General features: G+C 54.1%; 13 protein-coding genes. 10 read left to right on the top strand and 3 right to left on the bottom strand.

Translation table 11 applies throughout. The features are described from left to right. The first annotated feature begins 111 nt into the window (after positions 1-111). Genes ugpA through ugpQ form a run of 4 tightly spaced genes read left to right on the top strand, consistent with a single transcriptional unit; the run spans position 112 to position 3,652 of the window. Positions 112-999 carry a sn-glycerol-3-phosphate ABC transporter permease UgpA gene (gene ugpA / locus LH23_RS03960; protein ID WP_008457934.1) on the top strand — a complete coding sequence of 296 codons (888 nt, stop codon included), beginning with the start codon at positions 112-114 and terminating at the stop codon, positions 997-999. Continuing rightward, positions 996-1,841 carry a sn-glycerol-3-phosphate ABC transporter permease UgpE gene (gene ugpE / locus LH23_RS03955; protein WP_008457932.1) on the top strand — a complete coding sequence of 282 codons (846 nt, stop codon included), beginning with the start codon at positions 996-998 and terminating at the stop codon, positions 1,839-1,841. The genes ugpA and ugpE overlap by 4 nt, the downstream gene beginning before the upstream one ends. A gap of 3 nt (positions 1,842-1,844) precedes the next feature. Beyond that, entirely contained in the window at positions 1,845-2,915 is a 1,071-nt protein-coding gene (locus LH23_RS03950; protein ID WP_039288554.1) for a sn-glycerol-3-phosphate import ATP-binding protein UgpC, read from the top strand. Continuing rightward, positions 2,912-3,652 carry a glycerophosphodiester phosphodiesterase gene (ugpQ, locus tag LH23_RS03945; protein ID WP_039288552.1) on the top strand — a complete coding sequence of 247 codons (741 nt, stop codon included), beginning with the start codon at positions 2,912-2,914 and terminating at the stop codon, positions 3,650-3,652. Before LH23_RS03950 ends, ugpQ begins: the two co-directional genes overlap by 4 nt. 4 nt (positions 3,653-3,656) lie before the next feature. On the opposite strand, the gene LH23_RS03940 is transcribed toward ugpQ, so the two are convergent. Beyond that, positions 3,657-4,016: a DUF2756 family protein gene (locus tag LH23_RS03940; protein ID WP_039288549.1), complete on the bottom strand. Its 360-nt coding sequence runs from the start codon at positions 4,014-4,016 to the stop codon at positions 3,657-3,659. A 121-nt stretch (positions 4,017-4,137) separates the two neighbouring features. Between LH23_RS03940 and ggt the strand changes: the two genes are divergently transcribed. Then, positions 4,138-5,880 carry a gamma-glutamyltransferase gene (ggt, locus tag LH23_RS03935; RefSeq protein ID WP_039288546.1) on the top strand — a complete coding sequence of 581 codons (1,743 nt, stop codon included), beginning with the start codon at positions 4,138-4,140 and terminating at the stop codon, positions 5,878-5,880. A 213-nt stretch (positions 5,881-6,093) separates the two neighbouring features. On the opposite strand, the gene LH23_RS03930 is transcribed toward ggt, so the two are convergent. Both LH23_RS03930 and LH23_RS03925 read right to left on the bottom strand, forming a co-directional pair. Beyond that, a complete protein-coding gene (locus LH23_RS03930) occupies positions 6,094-8,277 on the bottom strand; it encodes a TonB-dependent siderophore receptor (protein WP_039288544.1) in 2,184 nt (727 codons plus the stop codon). Between the two features lie 705 nt (positions 8,278-8,982). Beyond that, entirely contained in the window at positions 8,983-9,480 is a 498-nt protein-coding gene (locus LH23_RS03925) for a GNAT family N-acetyltransferase (protein ID WP_039288540.1), read from the bottom strand. A gap of 604 nt (positions 9,481-10,084) precedes the next feature. On the opposite strand from LH23_RS03925, the gene LH23_RS03920 reads away from it, so the two are divergent. The 5 genes from LH23_RS03920 (at position 10,085) to gntU (ending at position 15,052) form a co-directional block, all read left to right on the top strand. Next, the gene (locus LH23_RS03920) at positions 10,085-11,122 is read left to right on the top strand and encodes an oxidoreductase (protein ID WP_039288537.1); all 1,038 of its coding nucleotides are present in this window, start codon (positions 10,085-10,087) and stop codon (positions 11,120-11,122) included. Between the two features lie 123 nt (positions 11,123-11,245). After that, positions 11,246-11,941, top strand: coding sequence for a pirin family protein (locus LH23_RS03915; protein ID WP_039288533.1), 696 nt, complete (start codon positions 11,246-11,248; stop codon positions 11,939-11,941). Between the two features lie 94 nt (positions 11,942-12,035). Then, positions 12,036-13,031, top strand: a complete 996-nt coding sequence (gntR, locus tag LH23_RS03910) for a gluconate operon transcriptional repressor GntR (RefSeq protein WP_039288530.1) — start codon at positions 12,036-12,038, stop codon at positions 13,029-13,031. A 150-nt stretch (positions 13,032-13,181) separates the two neighbouring features. Further along, positions 13,182-13,715 carry a gluconokinase gene (gene gntK, locus LH23_RS03905; RefSeq protein ID WP_008457913.1) on the top strand — a complete coding sequence of 178 codons (534 nt, stop codon included), beginning with the start codon at positions 13,182-13,184 and terminating at the stop codon, positions 13,713-13,715. Continuing rightward, on the top strand, positions 13,712-15,052 hold the full coding sequence (gene gntU, locus LH23_RS03900) for a gluconate transporter (protein WP_008457911.1): 1,341 nt from the start codon (positions 13,712-13,714) through the stop codon (positions 15,050-15,052). Before gntK ends, gntU begins: the two co-directional genes overlap by 4 nt. Positions 15,053-15,148: the final 96 nt, after the last annotated feature.

Below are 15,148 nucleotides of genomic sequence, written 5' to 3'. Positions count from 1 at the left end.
CCCTCGCCTGCTCCCGAAAGGGAGGGGGCAGAGTACGGCGCTCTCTGTGAAAGGAGAGCGTTGTGCTAAGGGGCAAAGCATCGCCTGTTCTAACATTAACCGAGTAACCCTATGTCATCATCTCGCCCGGTGTTCCGTTCAAGTTGGCTACCCTATGCGCTGGTTCTGCCGCAGCTGATCATCACCGTCATTTTCTTTATCTGGCCGGCGGGCGAAGCCCTCTGGTACTCGCTGCAAAACCTTGACCCGTTTGGTCTGTCCAGCCATTTCGTTGGCCTGGATAACTTCGTGCAGCTCTTCCACGATAGCTACTATCTGGACTCTTTCTACACCACCATGATCTTCAGTGGCCTGGTGGCGGGCTGCGGGCTTCTGGCTTCGCTGTTCTTCGCCGCGCTGGTGGATTATGTGGTGCGCGGCAGCCGTTTTTATCAAACGCTGATGCTGCTGCCTTATGCCGTTGCCCCGGCCATTGCCGCGGTGCTGTGGATCTTCCTGTTCAACCCAGGGCGCGGGCTGATTACCCACACGCTGGAAGAGTTTGGCTACAATTGGAACCACGCGCAGAACAGCGGCCAGGCCATGTTCCTGGTCGTGTTCGCGTCCGTGTGGAAGCAGATTAGCTACAACTTCCTGTTCTTCTTTGCCGCTTTGCAGTCGATTCCGCGTTCGCTGGTCGAAGCCGCAGCCATTGATGGAGCTGGCCCCGTGCGCCGCTTCTTCTTTATCTCGCTGCCGCTGATTGCCCCGGTGAGCTTCTTCCTGCTGGTGGTGAACCTGGTGTATGCCTTCTTCGACACCTTCCCGGTGATCGACGCGGCAACCGGCGGTGGCCCGGTGCAGGCAACCACCACGCTTATCTACAAGATTTATCGCGAAGGCTTTACCGGGCTGGATCTCTCTTCCTCGGCGGCGCAATCGGTGGTGCTGATGCTGCTGGTGATTGTTCTGACGGTGGTTCAGTTCCGCTTCGTTGAACGTAAGGTGCGCTACCAATGATTGAGAACCGTCGCGGGCTGACTATTTTCAGCCACACCATGCTGATTCTGGGCATCATCGTCATTCTGTTCCCGCTGTACGTGGCGTTTGTTGCCGCGACGCTGGACAACAAAGCCGTCTTCGATACGCCGATGACGCTGATCCCTGGCACTCACCTGTGGGAAAACATCAGCTATATCTGGACCAACGGCGTGGCGGTCAACAGCGCCCCGTTCGGCCGGATGCTGTTTAACAGCACGGTGATGGCGCTGGTGATCACCATCGGCAAAATCGCCGTGTCGATGCTGTCGGCTTTCGCCATCGTCTGGTTCCGCTTTCCGCTGCGTAACCTGTTCTTCTGGATGATTTTTATCACCCTGATGCTGCCGGTCGAAGTGCGTATTTTCCCGACGGTTGAGGTCATCTCTAACCTGAAAATGCTCGACAGCTACACCGGCCTGACGCTGCCGCTGATGGCGTCGGCCACGGCCACGTTCCTGTTTCGCCAGTTTTTCATGACGCTGCCAGACGAGCTGATGGAAGCGGCACGCATCGACGGCGCCTCGCCGATGCGCTTTTTCTTTGACATCGTGCTGCCGCTGTCCAAAACCAACCTGGCGGCGCTGTTCGTGATCACCTTTATCTATGGCTGGAACCAGTATCTCTGGCCGCTGCTGATTATCACCGATGCCGATTTGGGCACCGCCGTGGCGGGCATCAAGAGCATGATTGCCAGCGGTGATGGCGTGACGCAGTGGAACCAGGTTATGGCAGCGATGCTGCTGACGCTTGTCCCACCGGTTGTTATTGTTTTAGTTATGCAGCGCGCCTTTGTGCGTGGTCTGGTTGATAGTGAGAAATAGCCCATGGCTGGTTTAAAATTACAGGCAGTAACCAAGAGCTGGGACGGTAAAACCCAGGTGATTCAGCCGCTGACCGTGGACGTTGCGGACGGCGAATTCATCGTGATGGTCGGGCCTTCTGGCTGCGGAAAATCTACGCTGCTGCGTATGGTCGCCGGGCTGGAGCAGGTAACCAGCGGGGATATCTGGATCGACAGCCAGCGCGTCACCGACATGGAACCCAAAGAGCGTGGCATCGCCATGGTGTTCCAGAACTATGCGCTCTATCCGCACATGACCGTGGAAGAGAACATGGCCTGGGGCCTGAAGATTCGCGGCCTGGGTAAAGAACAGATCCGCCAGAAGGTGCTGGAAGCTGCCCGTATTCTGGAGCTGGATGCGCTGTTAACTCGCCGCCCGCGTGAACTGTCCGGCGGCCAGCGCCAGCGTGTTGCCATGGGCCGCGCCATCGTACGCGATCCGGCGGTATTCTTGTTCGACGAACCGCTGTCTAACCTTGATGCCAAGCTGCGCGTGCAGATGCGTCTTGAACTTCAGCAGCTTCATCGCCGCCTGAAAACCACCAGCCTGTACGTAACGCACGACCAGGTTGAGGCCATGACTCTCGCCCAGCGCGTGATGGTGATGAACAAAGGCGTGGCGGAGCAGATTGGTACGCCAGTCGAGGTTTACGAACGCCCGGCGAGCCGCTTTGTGGCAAGCTTTATTGGTTCCCCGGCGATGAACCTGCTGGATGGCAACATCAGCATCGACGGCTCACGCTTTGAGCTGGACGGTGGCGATGCACTGCCGACCGGTAGCCAGCATTTGCAGTGGGTTGGCCGCCCGATGACGTTAGGTATCCGCCCGGAGCATATTGCGCTAAGCTCACAGGCTGCAGGTGGCATCCCGATTGTAGTGGAAACCCTTGAAATGCTGGGGGCCGATAACCTGGTCCACGGCCGCTGGGGCGGTCAAAAAGTGGTGATTCGCCTTGGCCATCAGGAACGTCCGCAGCCGGGCACTACGCTTTGGGTGCATCTGCCGGAAGAACATCTGCACTTCTTTGATGGCAAAAACGGACAACGTTTATGAGCAACTGGCCTTATCCAAAAATCGTCGCCCACCGTGGCGGCGGTAAACTTGCGCCGGAAAACACCCTCGCGGCAATCGACGTCGGGGCGCGTTACGGCCACACCATGATTGAGTTTGATGCCAAGCTTTCGCGCGACGGGCAAATCTTTCTGCTCCACGACGACACGCTTGAGCGCACCAGCAACGGCTGGGGCATTGCTGGTGAGCTGACCTGGGACAATCTGCTGAAAGTTGACGCGGGAAGCTGGTTCAGCCGTGAATATGCGGGCGAGCCGCTGCCGCTGCTTTCTCAGGTGGCTGAACGCTGTAAACAGCACGGCATGATGGCCAATATCGAGATCAAGCCAACCACCGGTCTGGAAACTGAAACCGGCAAAGTGGTTGCGCTGGCTGCCCGTGAACTGTGGGCAGGGCAAACGGCACCGCTGCTTTCTTCCTTTGAGATTGAGGCGCTGGAAGCCGCACAGCTTGCGGCCCCTGAACTGCCTCGTGGTCTGCTGCTGGATGAATGGCGCGATGACTGGCAGGAACTGACGACCCGGTTACAGTGCGTGTCTATTCACCTGAATCATCAACTGCTTGATGAGGCCAGGGTGAAGGCATTGAAAGCCGCTGGACTTTATATTCTGGTTTATACCGTGAACGTTCCCCACCGCGCGGCCGTGCTGCTGCAGTGGGGCGTCGATGCCATCTGTACCGACCGCATCGACGAGATAGGCCCGGACTTCTCCGCATAACGCCTTACGGCGTGACTGGCGGCGGCAGCGTTGAACTGTTTGGCTTCAACATGCCGCCGTTATTTCCTTTTAGCATCCCACCATTGGTGTTCGGCAGCGGGTTCATGCCAGGCTGCGACTGCAGGACACGCTGCTGATTGTTGTTCAACTGCGTCTGAAGCTGCTGTTGCTGAAGCTGATTTTGCGATTGTATCTGCTGCTTTAACATCCCCTGCTGCTGAGACTGCTGCGTTTGCATCTGCGTCAGCATCCGCTGCTGGCTCGGGTTCTGATAGACCGGCAGGTTAGGGTTGTTGGTGGTGTTGAGCGGCTGTGCGAACGCGGTTAGCGGCAGCAAGGCTGCCAGAAGCCATACCTTTTTCATCGTTATCTCCTCCCATCAGGGGTTGCTTAAGTTTACTCCGTTTCCTTTATCACGGTGATTATTTCGGATTTGTGAACCAGGCTTAAGCGGGGACTTTCCCCGGGTAAATGAGGATATAACGATGATAAAGCAGTGGAAAACTTTGCGCTGGGTCGCGATTCCGGCCCTGACAATCGGGCTGTGTTTGACGGTGATTGCCGCTCCTCCGCCGGTTTCTTATGGTGTGGAAATGGACGTTTACCATCCGGTGCGCGCGGAGCACGGCATGGTGGCTTCGGTGGATGCAGCGGCGACACAGGTGGGCGTCGATATTTTAAAGCAGGGCGGTAATGCGGTAGATGCCGCGGTCGCCGTGGGTTATGCCCTTGCGGTCACGCACCCGCAGGCGGGCAATATCGGCGGCGGTGGTTTTATGATGCTGCGCACCAAAGACGGCAAAACAACCGCGATAGACTTCCGGGAAATGGCGCCGGAAAAAGCCAGTCGGGATATGTTCCTCGACGATAAAGGCAATGCGGACAGCAAGAAGTCGCTGACTTCGCATCTCGCTTCGGGCACCCCTGGCACGGTGGCCGGGTTTAGCCTGGCGCTGGAAAAGTACGGCACTATGCCGCTGAATAAAGTCGTGCAACCGGCTATCAAACTGGCACGGGACGGCATCATTGTGAACGATGCGCTGGCGGACGACCTGAAACAGTACGGGGCGGAGGTGATCCCGAATCACGCCAACAGCAAGGCTATTTTCTGGAAAGCGGACGGAGAGCCTCTGCAGAAAGGTGACAAGCTGGTGCAGGCCAATCTGGCGAAAAGCCTGGAAATGATTGCCGAGCAGGGGCCGGATGCCTTCTACAAAGGGGCGATTGCCGACCAGATTAGTGAAGAGATGGCGAAGAACGGCGGGCTGATAAGCAAAGCGGATTTAGCCAATTACAAAGCCATTGAGCGTAAGCCCGTCAGCGGTGAATACCGGGGCTACGAGGTCTATTCCATGCCGCCGCCGTCTTCCGGTGGGATCCACATCGTGCAGATCCTCAATATTCTCGAAAACTTCGATCTGGCGAAATACGGTTTTGGCAGCGCGGACACCCTGCAAATCATGGCCGAGGCAGAAAAGTATGCCTACGCTGACCGTTCTGAATACCTCGGCGATCCGGACTTTGTGAAAGTGCCGTGGCAGGCGCTGACCAGCAAGGCGTATGCGAAATCGCTGGCGGAGAAAATAGATATCAACAAGGCTCGCCCGTCGAGTGAAATCAAGCCGGGTAACCTGGCGCCGTACGAAAGTAACCAGACCACGCATTTCTCCGTGGTGGATAAAGACGGTAACGCGGTGGCGGTGACTTATACGCTGAATACCACCTTCGGCACCGGGATCGTGGCCGGGAATACCGGCATTCTGATGAACAACCAGATGGATGACTTTTCCGCTAAACCGGGCGTGCCGAACGTGTACGGGCTGGTGGGCGGGGAGGCCAATGCCGTGGGGCCGCACAAGCGTCCGCTATCTTCTATGTCGCCAACTATAGTAGTGAAAGACGGGAAAACCTGGCTGGTCACAGGCAGCCCAGGCGGGAGCCGAATTATCACTACAGTGCTGCAAATGGTAGTTAACAGCATCGATTTTGGCATGAACGTGGCAGAAGCGACCAACGCGCCGCGCTTCCATCATCAGTGGCTGCCTGACGAGCTGCGGGTGGAGAAAGGCTTTAGCCCGGATACGCTCAGGTTGCTGAAAGAGAAGGGGCAAAACGTTCAGGTGAAGGCCGCGATGGGTAGTACGCAAAGTATTATGATTGCGCCGGACGGGAAGCTGTATGGCGCGTCTGATCCACGTTCTGTGGATGATTTAACCGCAGGGTATTGATTGCCCTTAATCCTGACATGTTTAAAGTTACTTCAGTATTCCCGCCTGCAGGCGGGAATATTGTTAAAGCGCTCTACCTGATGCCACGGCCCGTGACCTCTTTGGGCTTCGATCTTCTGTGATTCATAATAATAAAAATGAGTGGAATGTAATTTTAAAACCCTGAATAAAACGCAGGATTCATTTTAGATAACATAAAGATCTTCTCTGCACTCAAAACGACATAGTGATACCGGCATAATAGGCTCGACCTGGCTCATTGTAAGTCGATGCTCCGGCGTTTTCACGGTAAATACGTTTATCAAACAGATTGTTAATTCCCGCATTTGCTCGCAAGTTTTTGGTGATATCGTAATTGATATTCAGTCCTACCACGGAATACGGGCTGATCTCCTTCGTGCTCAGGCTGGTGAGATCGGTGTTGTTTTCGGCGTACTGGCGAGGTTTCTGCCGCCCATACTGTGTCCAGTTAATACTTGTGCTAAGTTTTTGCGTGGCCTGCCATTCCAGCTGTGAGTTGATAGTGAATTCAGGGATTACCGACAACGGATTACCGGTATCTTTGCTCTCAGAGCGGAACATATAGGTCGCGTTGGTTCGCCACTCCAGCTCATCAGCAATAAGCGGAATGGTGAGGTTAGCCTCAAGTCCTTCCACAATAGCGGCGCCGCCATTTTCCCAACGAAGCACATAATAAGAGCCATTGGTATAAACAGGATCCGTGCCTGCCACGATTTTGTTTTTGTAATCGTTGCGGAAATAAGTGATGCCTGCGACGTAGCCGCTATGGCTGAACTCTATCCCGATCTCTTTGTTCACGCTAATTTCAGGATCAAGGTCCTCATTTCCCAGTAAATAGCATTGCGAAAGTCCAATAGGGCAGCCATTACCACGACTTAGCAAGAGATAGTCAGGAGATGACTGGTACAGATTAGGCGCTTTGAATGCACGTGAAATACCGGCTTTTAATGTGAAATCGCTACCCAATGCCTGAGAAATATTCAGGCTTGGACTCCAGTTGGCACCAAACTGGTTGTGATAATCGAGGCGTAAACCCGGAATGACTTCCGTGGAGTCAGTTGCGGAAATATTATCCTCAAAATAAAGAGAACTGATGGTGGCACTACTTTGGCTGCTCCGTTGTGACGGATCGCCGGAGGTTCCGGGCAGGTACACGCTGGCATCACTTGTGGAGAGCATTGAACCCGGGTCATCCAGCGTATCGCGGTTCCATTCCGCACCCAGGGTAATCGTTTGATCAAACAATAATTGTACAGGGAAGTTAACATTACCACTGGCACGATAGCTATTCAGCCGACTGGTGGATGAATCGGTACTTTCGATCATACCTTCCGTGCGCCCCGCCGTACCTTCGTCCAGACGCGTGTTATTGGTTTTCTCATAGTTGAAATTCAGCGCTGATGTACCCCAATCCCAGATGCCAGTGTGTGAAATACCGTAACTTTGCCGGTAAATCCGGTTTGTCTCCTGGCCATACAGAGATTCCACCAAACCATCGGTACTAATATTGCTGTTGCTTGCCTGAGTATCGCCCGCATAAATATTCCCCTGGCGGCTATAACCGTAGGAAAAATCAATAATCTGTAGTGGTGTTAACTTCCATGACAATACGGCATTAATGTCTTTATTGCGGACACCTTCACGTCCCGCTGCGTAGGAGCCATTCTCCGCCGTGTTAATATCAAATGCATCGGCGTCAGTGCGGTTAATATTGCCATAAAGACGCATTGTGAGTGCGTCGCCTGCAAGCGGACCACTGAGGTTGAAGTTAGCGCGACGGGTATCCCCCTCTTTACTGTCCTCCGGCTGGCTGGTGAACAGAGAGAGTGAACCGTGCCAGTCATTGGTTGGGCGTTTAGTGATAATATTGACGACACCACCTGACGCCCCCGAACCATACCGTCCCGCAGCTGGCCCACGAATCACCTCAATTCGCTCTACCATTTCGGCCGGAACCCAGTTGGTATCACCGCGTGAATCTCGTTCGCCACGCCAGTTGTAACGAACTGAATTGCGTGAGGTTGCGGGGACACCATCAATCAACACCAGGGTATTTTCCGGGCCCATCCCACGGATATCAATTTGCCGATTGTTACCACGGTTGCCACTGTTGCTGTTACCCGTCAGGTTCACGCCGGGCATTTTCCTGATGATGTCAGACAAGTCGTTGACCGGAGGATTATTTTTGAGGTCTTCGGCGGTAATTACCGAGACGCCTGGCTGTTGTTTCAGTTCCTGCTCGGCGGTGACAATCATGGTATCGCCGTCGGCAAGCTCTTCTTTGTCCGCAAGCTCAACAGCAAAGGCGGGCGTACTCAGTAATCCTGCAAGAAAAATCGCAATCGGGCTCCCGGGACTGGCTATCTTTATGCGCATTTAAATCGACTCCCTGTGAAAGTTTCTCTTCGTACCAACACGGGAATAGTAATTATTATCATTTGGAAGAGAATGAAATACCCTCTCCATTTTTCTTCATAATTTCACTTTTATGCATGCAAAAGGTAAGGAAAGGTAAATGCTCCTTATTTTTAATAATGAAAATCTGAAAAAAATAAAAGTACGCAGTAGGAAATTAAATGTTCTTTAAAATCAAATCAAAAATAACCGCACTCATAAGGCTGTCTTGAGTGAGGTTTTTTTATCAGGGGATAAATAAAGCAAGATTAGCTAAAGGACAGGGGGATATTTAAGAAAAAAAGAAGAACGTTTGAATATAAAGAAATACAATTCTTTACTTTCGAACTGGTTTTACAGACGAGCAATACTCAGTTTTGATCGACGATGGTGCCTGCAGAACGCCAATAATTCACCTGGCACTAACCCTTTTATTACCATGGAATAAGATTGATATCCCACACAGCCTATAATTGACTGATGACTATGCCTAATACCTTGCAGATTGTTAACGTGGGCCGTGTCCCGTGAGCCCAGATAACCCGGATGGCAGGCCTTATAATTGCTGACTTTGCCTGTCCGGGAGGCTCTCTGGGCTCACGGGCTACTTTTTCTTACTGCTGAAGTACTCAGGAACATGCTGCACCAGGACAGAACGGATACCGTTTCCCGGGGGAAGGGCAAATATCACTCCGGCTTAAAACGCGCCATAAAATAGGCATCCACATACTCGCCGTCGCGCAGCGCAAAGCGCTTCCCGGTGCCTTCCACTTCGAAGCCAAACTTACGGTACACCGCCAGCGCAGCCGCGTTATCGGTATACACCGTCAGCTCTATCCGCTCGATGCGCAGCCACTTATCGCACAGGCCAACCATTTCCTTAAGCAAAGCCGAAGCGATGCCTTTTCCTTGATGATCGTAATGCACGCCCATGCCGAAAGTGGCGACGTGACTGCGGCGCGGAGACTGCTCCACCGTGAGCGTTAGCTGCCCCACAATCTCATCGTCGATGCATGCCACCAGATGTCGGCTCCCCGGCCGGGGATCGGTAATTCGGTCATGCCAGGCTTTTAGAGAGGGATGAGGTAGCTGCAGCGTGTCGCGGTAAAGCGCCGGATGGGCATACATTTTTTGTAAAGCTTCCGCATCGCCAGGTTCGGCGTGACGCACAACAACTGGTTTCATCCTTTTCTCCTCAATGAGTTATAGAAAACCTTTTAAACATCATTGACTTTGGACAACAAGTCAACGCTATTTTTTTCAAAAAACACTTTACAAGTGCGAATGATAATGATTATTATTGCCATGCGTTCAGGGGAGACCCCTACGGAGACATCCTGAAAGCACGACATTGCTCACATTGCTTCCAGTATTACTTTAGCCAGCCGGGTGCTGGCTTTTTTTTTGCCCTTCTTATTTGAAGCCGTAGCCGCGTTGGCTGCACTCAGTTACCCGAATCACTTACCGAAGTAAGCTCATCGGGATGCCCTCCCTTGCCGCCTTGCTACAGCTCCAACTACTTTGGGCAAACCTGGTGTCCTTCTTATTTGAAGCCGTAGCGGCGTTGGCTGCACTCAGTTACCCGAATCACTTACCGAAGTAAGCTCATCGGGATGCCCTCCCTTGCCGCCTTGCTACAGCTCCAACTACTTTGGGCAAACCTGGTGCCCTTCTTATTTGAAGCCGTAGCCGCGTTGGCTACGCCCAACCTTTAAAATAAGTCTGCGGCTATAACGTGGCGCGGCTTTGCAGTAAGGTACAGGCAGCTCAAATCAAAAAGGACAATGAAATGACTCTGCACTGTGCCTTCATCGGCTTTGGTAAAAGTACCACCCGCTACCACCTTCCATTCGTTCTGGTTCGTAAAGACAAACTCAACGTGGCCCATATCTTCCGCCGCAGTGAAAAACCGGAACTGGAAAAGCAGCCGCAGTATGCGGGCATTCACTTCACCAGCCAGCTGGATGACATTCTCAATGATCCGCTGGTCAAACTGGTGGTGATTTGCACCCACGTTGACAGCCATTTTGAGTATGCGAAAAAGGCGCTCGAAGCGGGTAAAAACGTGCTGGTGGAAAAACCGTTCACCCCGACGCTTGCCGAAGCGCGTGAGCTGTTTGCGCTGGCAAAAGAGAAGGGCCTGATTGTCACGCCTTACCAGAACCGTCGCTTTGACGCCTGCTTCCTGACGATGAAAAAAGCCATTGAGAGCGGCAAGCTCGGCAAGATCGTGGAAATTGAAAGTCACTTCGATATGTACCGCCCGGATGCACCTGCGAACCCTGGTAAACCGGCGGACGGCGCGTTCTACGGCCTGGGTGTGCACACCATGGACCAAATCATCTCCCTGTTTGGTCGCCCGGATCACGTTGCCTATGACATCCGCAGTCTGCGGAACAAAGCCAACCCGGACGATACCTTTGAAGCCCAGCTGTTCTACGGCGACCTGAAAGCGATCGTGAAAACCAGCCATTTGGTGAAAATCGACTACCCGAAATTTATCGTACACGGCACCAAAGGCTCGTTCGTGAAGTATGGCATCGACCAGCAGGAAACCAGCCTCAAAGCGTACATCATGCCGGGTGAGCCAGGGTTCGGTGCGGACAGCAGCGTGGCGACGCTGGAGTACGTTAACGAAGTCGGGGAAACGGTGCGTGAAGAGTGGAAACCGGAAGTGGGTGACTATGGCCGCGTCTATGATGCGCTGTACGACACGTTGATCGACGGTAAGCCTAATTACGTCAGAGAAATTGAAGCTCTCACCAACCTGGAAATCCTCGAACGCGGTTTCGAACAGCCTTCTCCTGCGACAATAAGCCTCGCCTGATAGTATTTTGACTCCTCTAACTCGTTCACTTTTTTTGAACAGAGGAGTCAATTTTCACCCTCTATGATCCTCCGCGAAATGGGTCCACACTTATTCCATCAAACGAATTGCGGAGGACATACCATGATCTACTTAAGAAAAGCACAGGACCGCGGCCATGCGAACCACGGCTGGCTGGACAGCTGGCATACCTTCTCTTTTGCCGACTATTATGATGCCAACTTTATGGGCTTCTCGGCGCTGCGGGTCATCAACGAAGACGTGATCGATGCGGGCCAGGGTTTTGGAACCCATCCGCACAAAGACATGGAAATTCTGACCTATGTGCTGGAAGGCGCGGTTGAGCACCAGGATAGCATGGGCAACAAAGAACGTGTGCCTGCGGGTGAATTCCAGATCATGAGCGCCGGGACCGGGATCCGCCACTCTGAGTACAACGCCAGCCAGACCGAACCGCTGCGCCTGTACCAGATTTGGATCATTCCAGAAAAAACCGGGATTACGCCGCGCTACGATCAGCGCCGTTTTGACGCTCCTCAAGGGCGCCAGCTGGTGCTTTCCCCGGATGCTCGCGACGGCTCACTAAAGGTTTACCAGGATATGGAGCTGTCCCGCTGGGCGCTGGCCAAAGATGAGCAGTCGGTTTATCAAATTCCGGCCGACCGCCGCGTTTGGATCCAGGTTGTAAAAGGCGAGGTGTCCATTAACGGTACGCAGGCAAAAACCAGCGACGCGATCGCGGTCTGGGATGAGCAAGCGATTTCCGTTCACGCCAGCGAAGCGAGCGAGATCCTGTTGTTCGACCTGCCGCCGGTATAACGTTACCCGTCACAACCTGCCCCTGAAAAAGGGGCGGGTTTTCTTTTGTCCGTGCTAAACTCGGCTGTCGAAACTTCACAAGTCGCGCAGGACAATGAAAAAGAAAAGACCGGTACTACAGGATGTTGCAGATCGCGTTGGTGTGACCAAAATGACGGTCAGCCGTTTCTTACGTAATCCTGATCAGGTGTCTGCCGCGCTGCAGGTGAAAATTGCCGCCGCGTTAGATGAACTGGGCTATATCCCGAATCGTGCGCCGGATATCCTTTCTAATTCAACCAGCCGGGCCATTGGCGTCCTGCTGCCTTCCCTGACCAACCAGGTGTTCGCCGAAGTGCTGCGCGGCATCGAAAACGTCATTGATGCCCACGGTTACCAGACCATGCTGGCTCACTACGGCTATAAGCCTGAGCTGGAGCAGGAGCGTCTGGAATCCATGCTGTCCTGGAATATTGACGGCCTGATCCTGACCGAGCGCAACCACACGCCCAGAACGCTGAAAATGATTGAGGTCGCCGGGATCCCGGTAGTGGAGCTGATGGACAGCGTCTCTCCTTGCCTGGATATTGCCGTAGGTTTTGATAACTTCGAGGCGGCTCGTCAAATGACGGCCAGCATTATCGCCCGCGGCCACAAACATGTGGCCTACCTCGGTGCTCGCCTCGACGAACGTACCCTCATCAAGCAAAAAGGTTACGAGCAGGCGATGCTCGACGCCGGGCTGACGCCGTACAGCGTGATGATTGAGAACTCCTCGTCTTATTCCACCGGTATTGAACTGCTGCGTCGGGCAAAACGTGAATATCCCCAGCTCGACAGCATCTTCTGCACTAACGATGACTTAGCGATTGGTGCGGCATTTGAATGCCAGCGACAGGGGCTGCGTATCCCGGAAGATATGGCGATTGCTGGTTTCCATGGCCACGATATCGGGCAGGTAATGGAGCCGCGTCTGGCGAGCGTGCTGACCCCGCGAGAGCGCATGGGGCGTATCGGCGCAGAGCGTCTTCTGGCACGTATTCGCGGTGAAATCATTACCCCGAAAATGCTGGATTTAGGCTTTACGTTGTCGCCTGGCGGCTCGATCTAGGCCAAAATTTTTATTTGATGCAGCTCACACTTATACACTTTGCAAGCTAATGGTTATTGCTTAATGCTCAGCCAGGCTGGAAAATGTTATCGGTAACAGTTACCCGTAACAAAACCAGGCGCATTGCTTTGTGTCAGAGTCGGAGCCATCATGAGCACTACTAACCACGACCACCACATTTACGTCCTGATGGGCGTCTCCGGCAGCGGTAAATCCGCCGTTGCCAGCGAAGTTGCCCATCAGCTGAACGCCGCGTTTCTTGACGGCGACTTCCTGCACCCCCGCAGCAACATCCTGAAAATGGCCTCCGGCGAGCCGCTGAACGACGACGACCGTACCCCTTGGCTGAAAGCGTTGAACGACGCTGCCTTTGCGATGCAGCGCACCAACAAGGTTTCGCTGATCGTCTGCTCGGCGCTGAAAAAGCACTATCGCGACCTGCTGCGTGACGGTAACCCAAACCTCTCCTTCATCTATATGAAAGGTGATTTTGAAGTGATCGAAAACCGCCTGAAGGCGCGGAAAGGCCACTTCTTTAAAACCCAGATGCTGGTGACCCAATTCGAAACCCTGCAAGAACCGCAGGCGGATGAAAAAGACGTGCTGATCGTCGATATCGACCAGCCGCTGGACGGCGTCGTCGCCAGCACCCTCGCATTGATCAACCAAGGCAGCGCAGAGTGAGTACATTAACGCTTGTTTTAACCGCGGTCGGCTCCGTGCTGCTCCTGCTATTTTTAGTGATGAAGGCGCGTATGCACGCCTTCGTGGCTTTGATGGTGGTTTCTATTGGTGCCGGGCTTTTCTCCGGCATGCCGCTCGACAAAATCGCCGACACCATGCAGAAAGGTATGGGCGGCACGCTGGGCTTCCTGGCGATTGTGGTCGCCCTCGGTGCCATGTTCGGTAAAATTCTGCATGAAACCGGCGCGGTGGATCAGATTGCCGTCAAAATGCTGAAGTCCTTCGGCCACAGCCGCGCGCATTATGCGATTGGCCTGGCTGGCCTGATTTGCGCGCTGCCGCTGTTCTTTGAAGTGGCTATCGTGCTGCTGATTAGCGTGGCATTTTCAATGGCGCGCCATACCGGAACGAACCTGGTGAAGCTGGTGATTCCTTTGTTTGCTGGTGTCGCTGCCGCTGCGGCGTTCCTGCTGCCGGGGCCTGCGCCAATGCTGCTGGCCTCCCAGATGCACGCTGACTTTGGCTGGATGATCCTGATTGGTCTGTGCGCCGCGATCCCGGGCATGATTATCGCCGGGCCGCTGTTCGGGAACTTCATCAGCAAATTTGTTTCGCTGGAAATTCCTGAAGACATCTCCGAGCCGCATCTGGGTGAAGGCAAGCTGCCGTCCTTCGGTTTCAGCCTGTCGCTGATCCTGCTGCCGCTGGTGCTGGTTGGCCTGAAAACTATCGCCGCTCGCTTTACCGCGCCGGGTTCTTCGCTGTACGAGTGGCTGGAATTTATCGGTCACCCGTTCACCGCGATTCTGGTCGCCTGCCTGGTGGCTATTTATGGCCTGGCTTACCGTCAGGGCATGGATAAAGAAAAAGTGATGGCGATTTGCGGCCAGGCGCTGCAGCCGGCGGGCATTATCCTGCTGGTTATCGGTGCCGGTGGCGTGTTCAAACAGGTTCTGGTTGACTCCGGCGTGGGCCCCGCCCTGGGTGAAGCGCTGACCGGGATGGGCCTGCCTATCGCGATTACCTGCTTCGTGCTGGCGGCGGCGGTGCGTATCATCCAGGGTTCCGCTACCGTGGCCTGTCTCACTGCGGTTGGCCTGGTGATGCCGGTTATCGAGCAACTGAACTATAACGGCGCTCAGATGGCAGCTCTGTCGATTTGTATCGCGGGCGGCTCTATCGTGGTGAGCCACGTGAACGACGCGGGCTTTTGGCTGTTCGGTAAGTTTACCGGCGCAACCGAAGCGCAGACGCTGAAGACCTGGACGATGATGGAAACCATCCTCGGCACCACCGGGGCGATTGTCGGAATGATTGCGTTCAGCCTGCTGTCTTAATCTCTCGTCTTATCCCCGCTTAAAACACCCGGCAATGGCCGGGTGTTTTGTTTTACGGGTTAAGGTTTTCTCTTCCAGTGACGCTATGACTCCCTA

It is taken from the genome of Cedecea neteri (assembly GCF_000758305.1).
Classification (GTDB): domain Bacteria; phylum Pseudomonadota; class Gammaproteobacteria; order Enterobacterales; family Enterobacteriaceae; genus Cedecea; species Cedecea neteri_C.
Note: the sequence above shows the minus strand (reverse complement) of the source record. Positions and strands in the feature narration are given on the sequence as shown.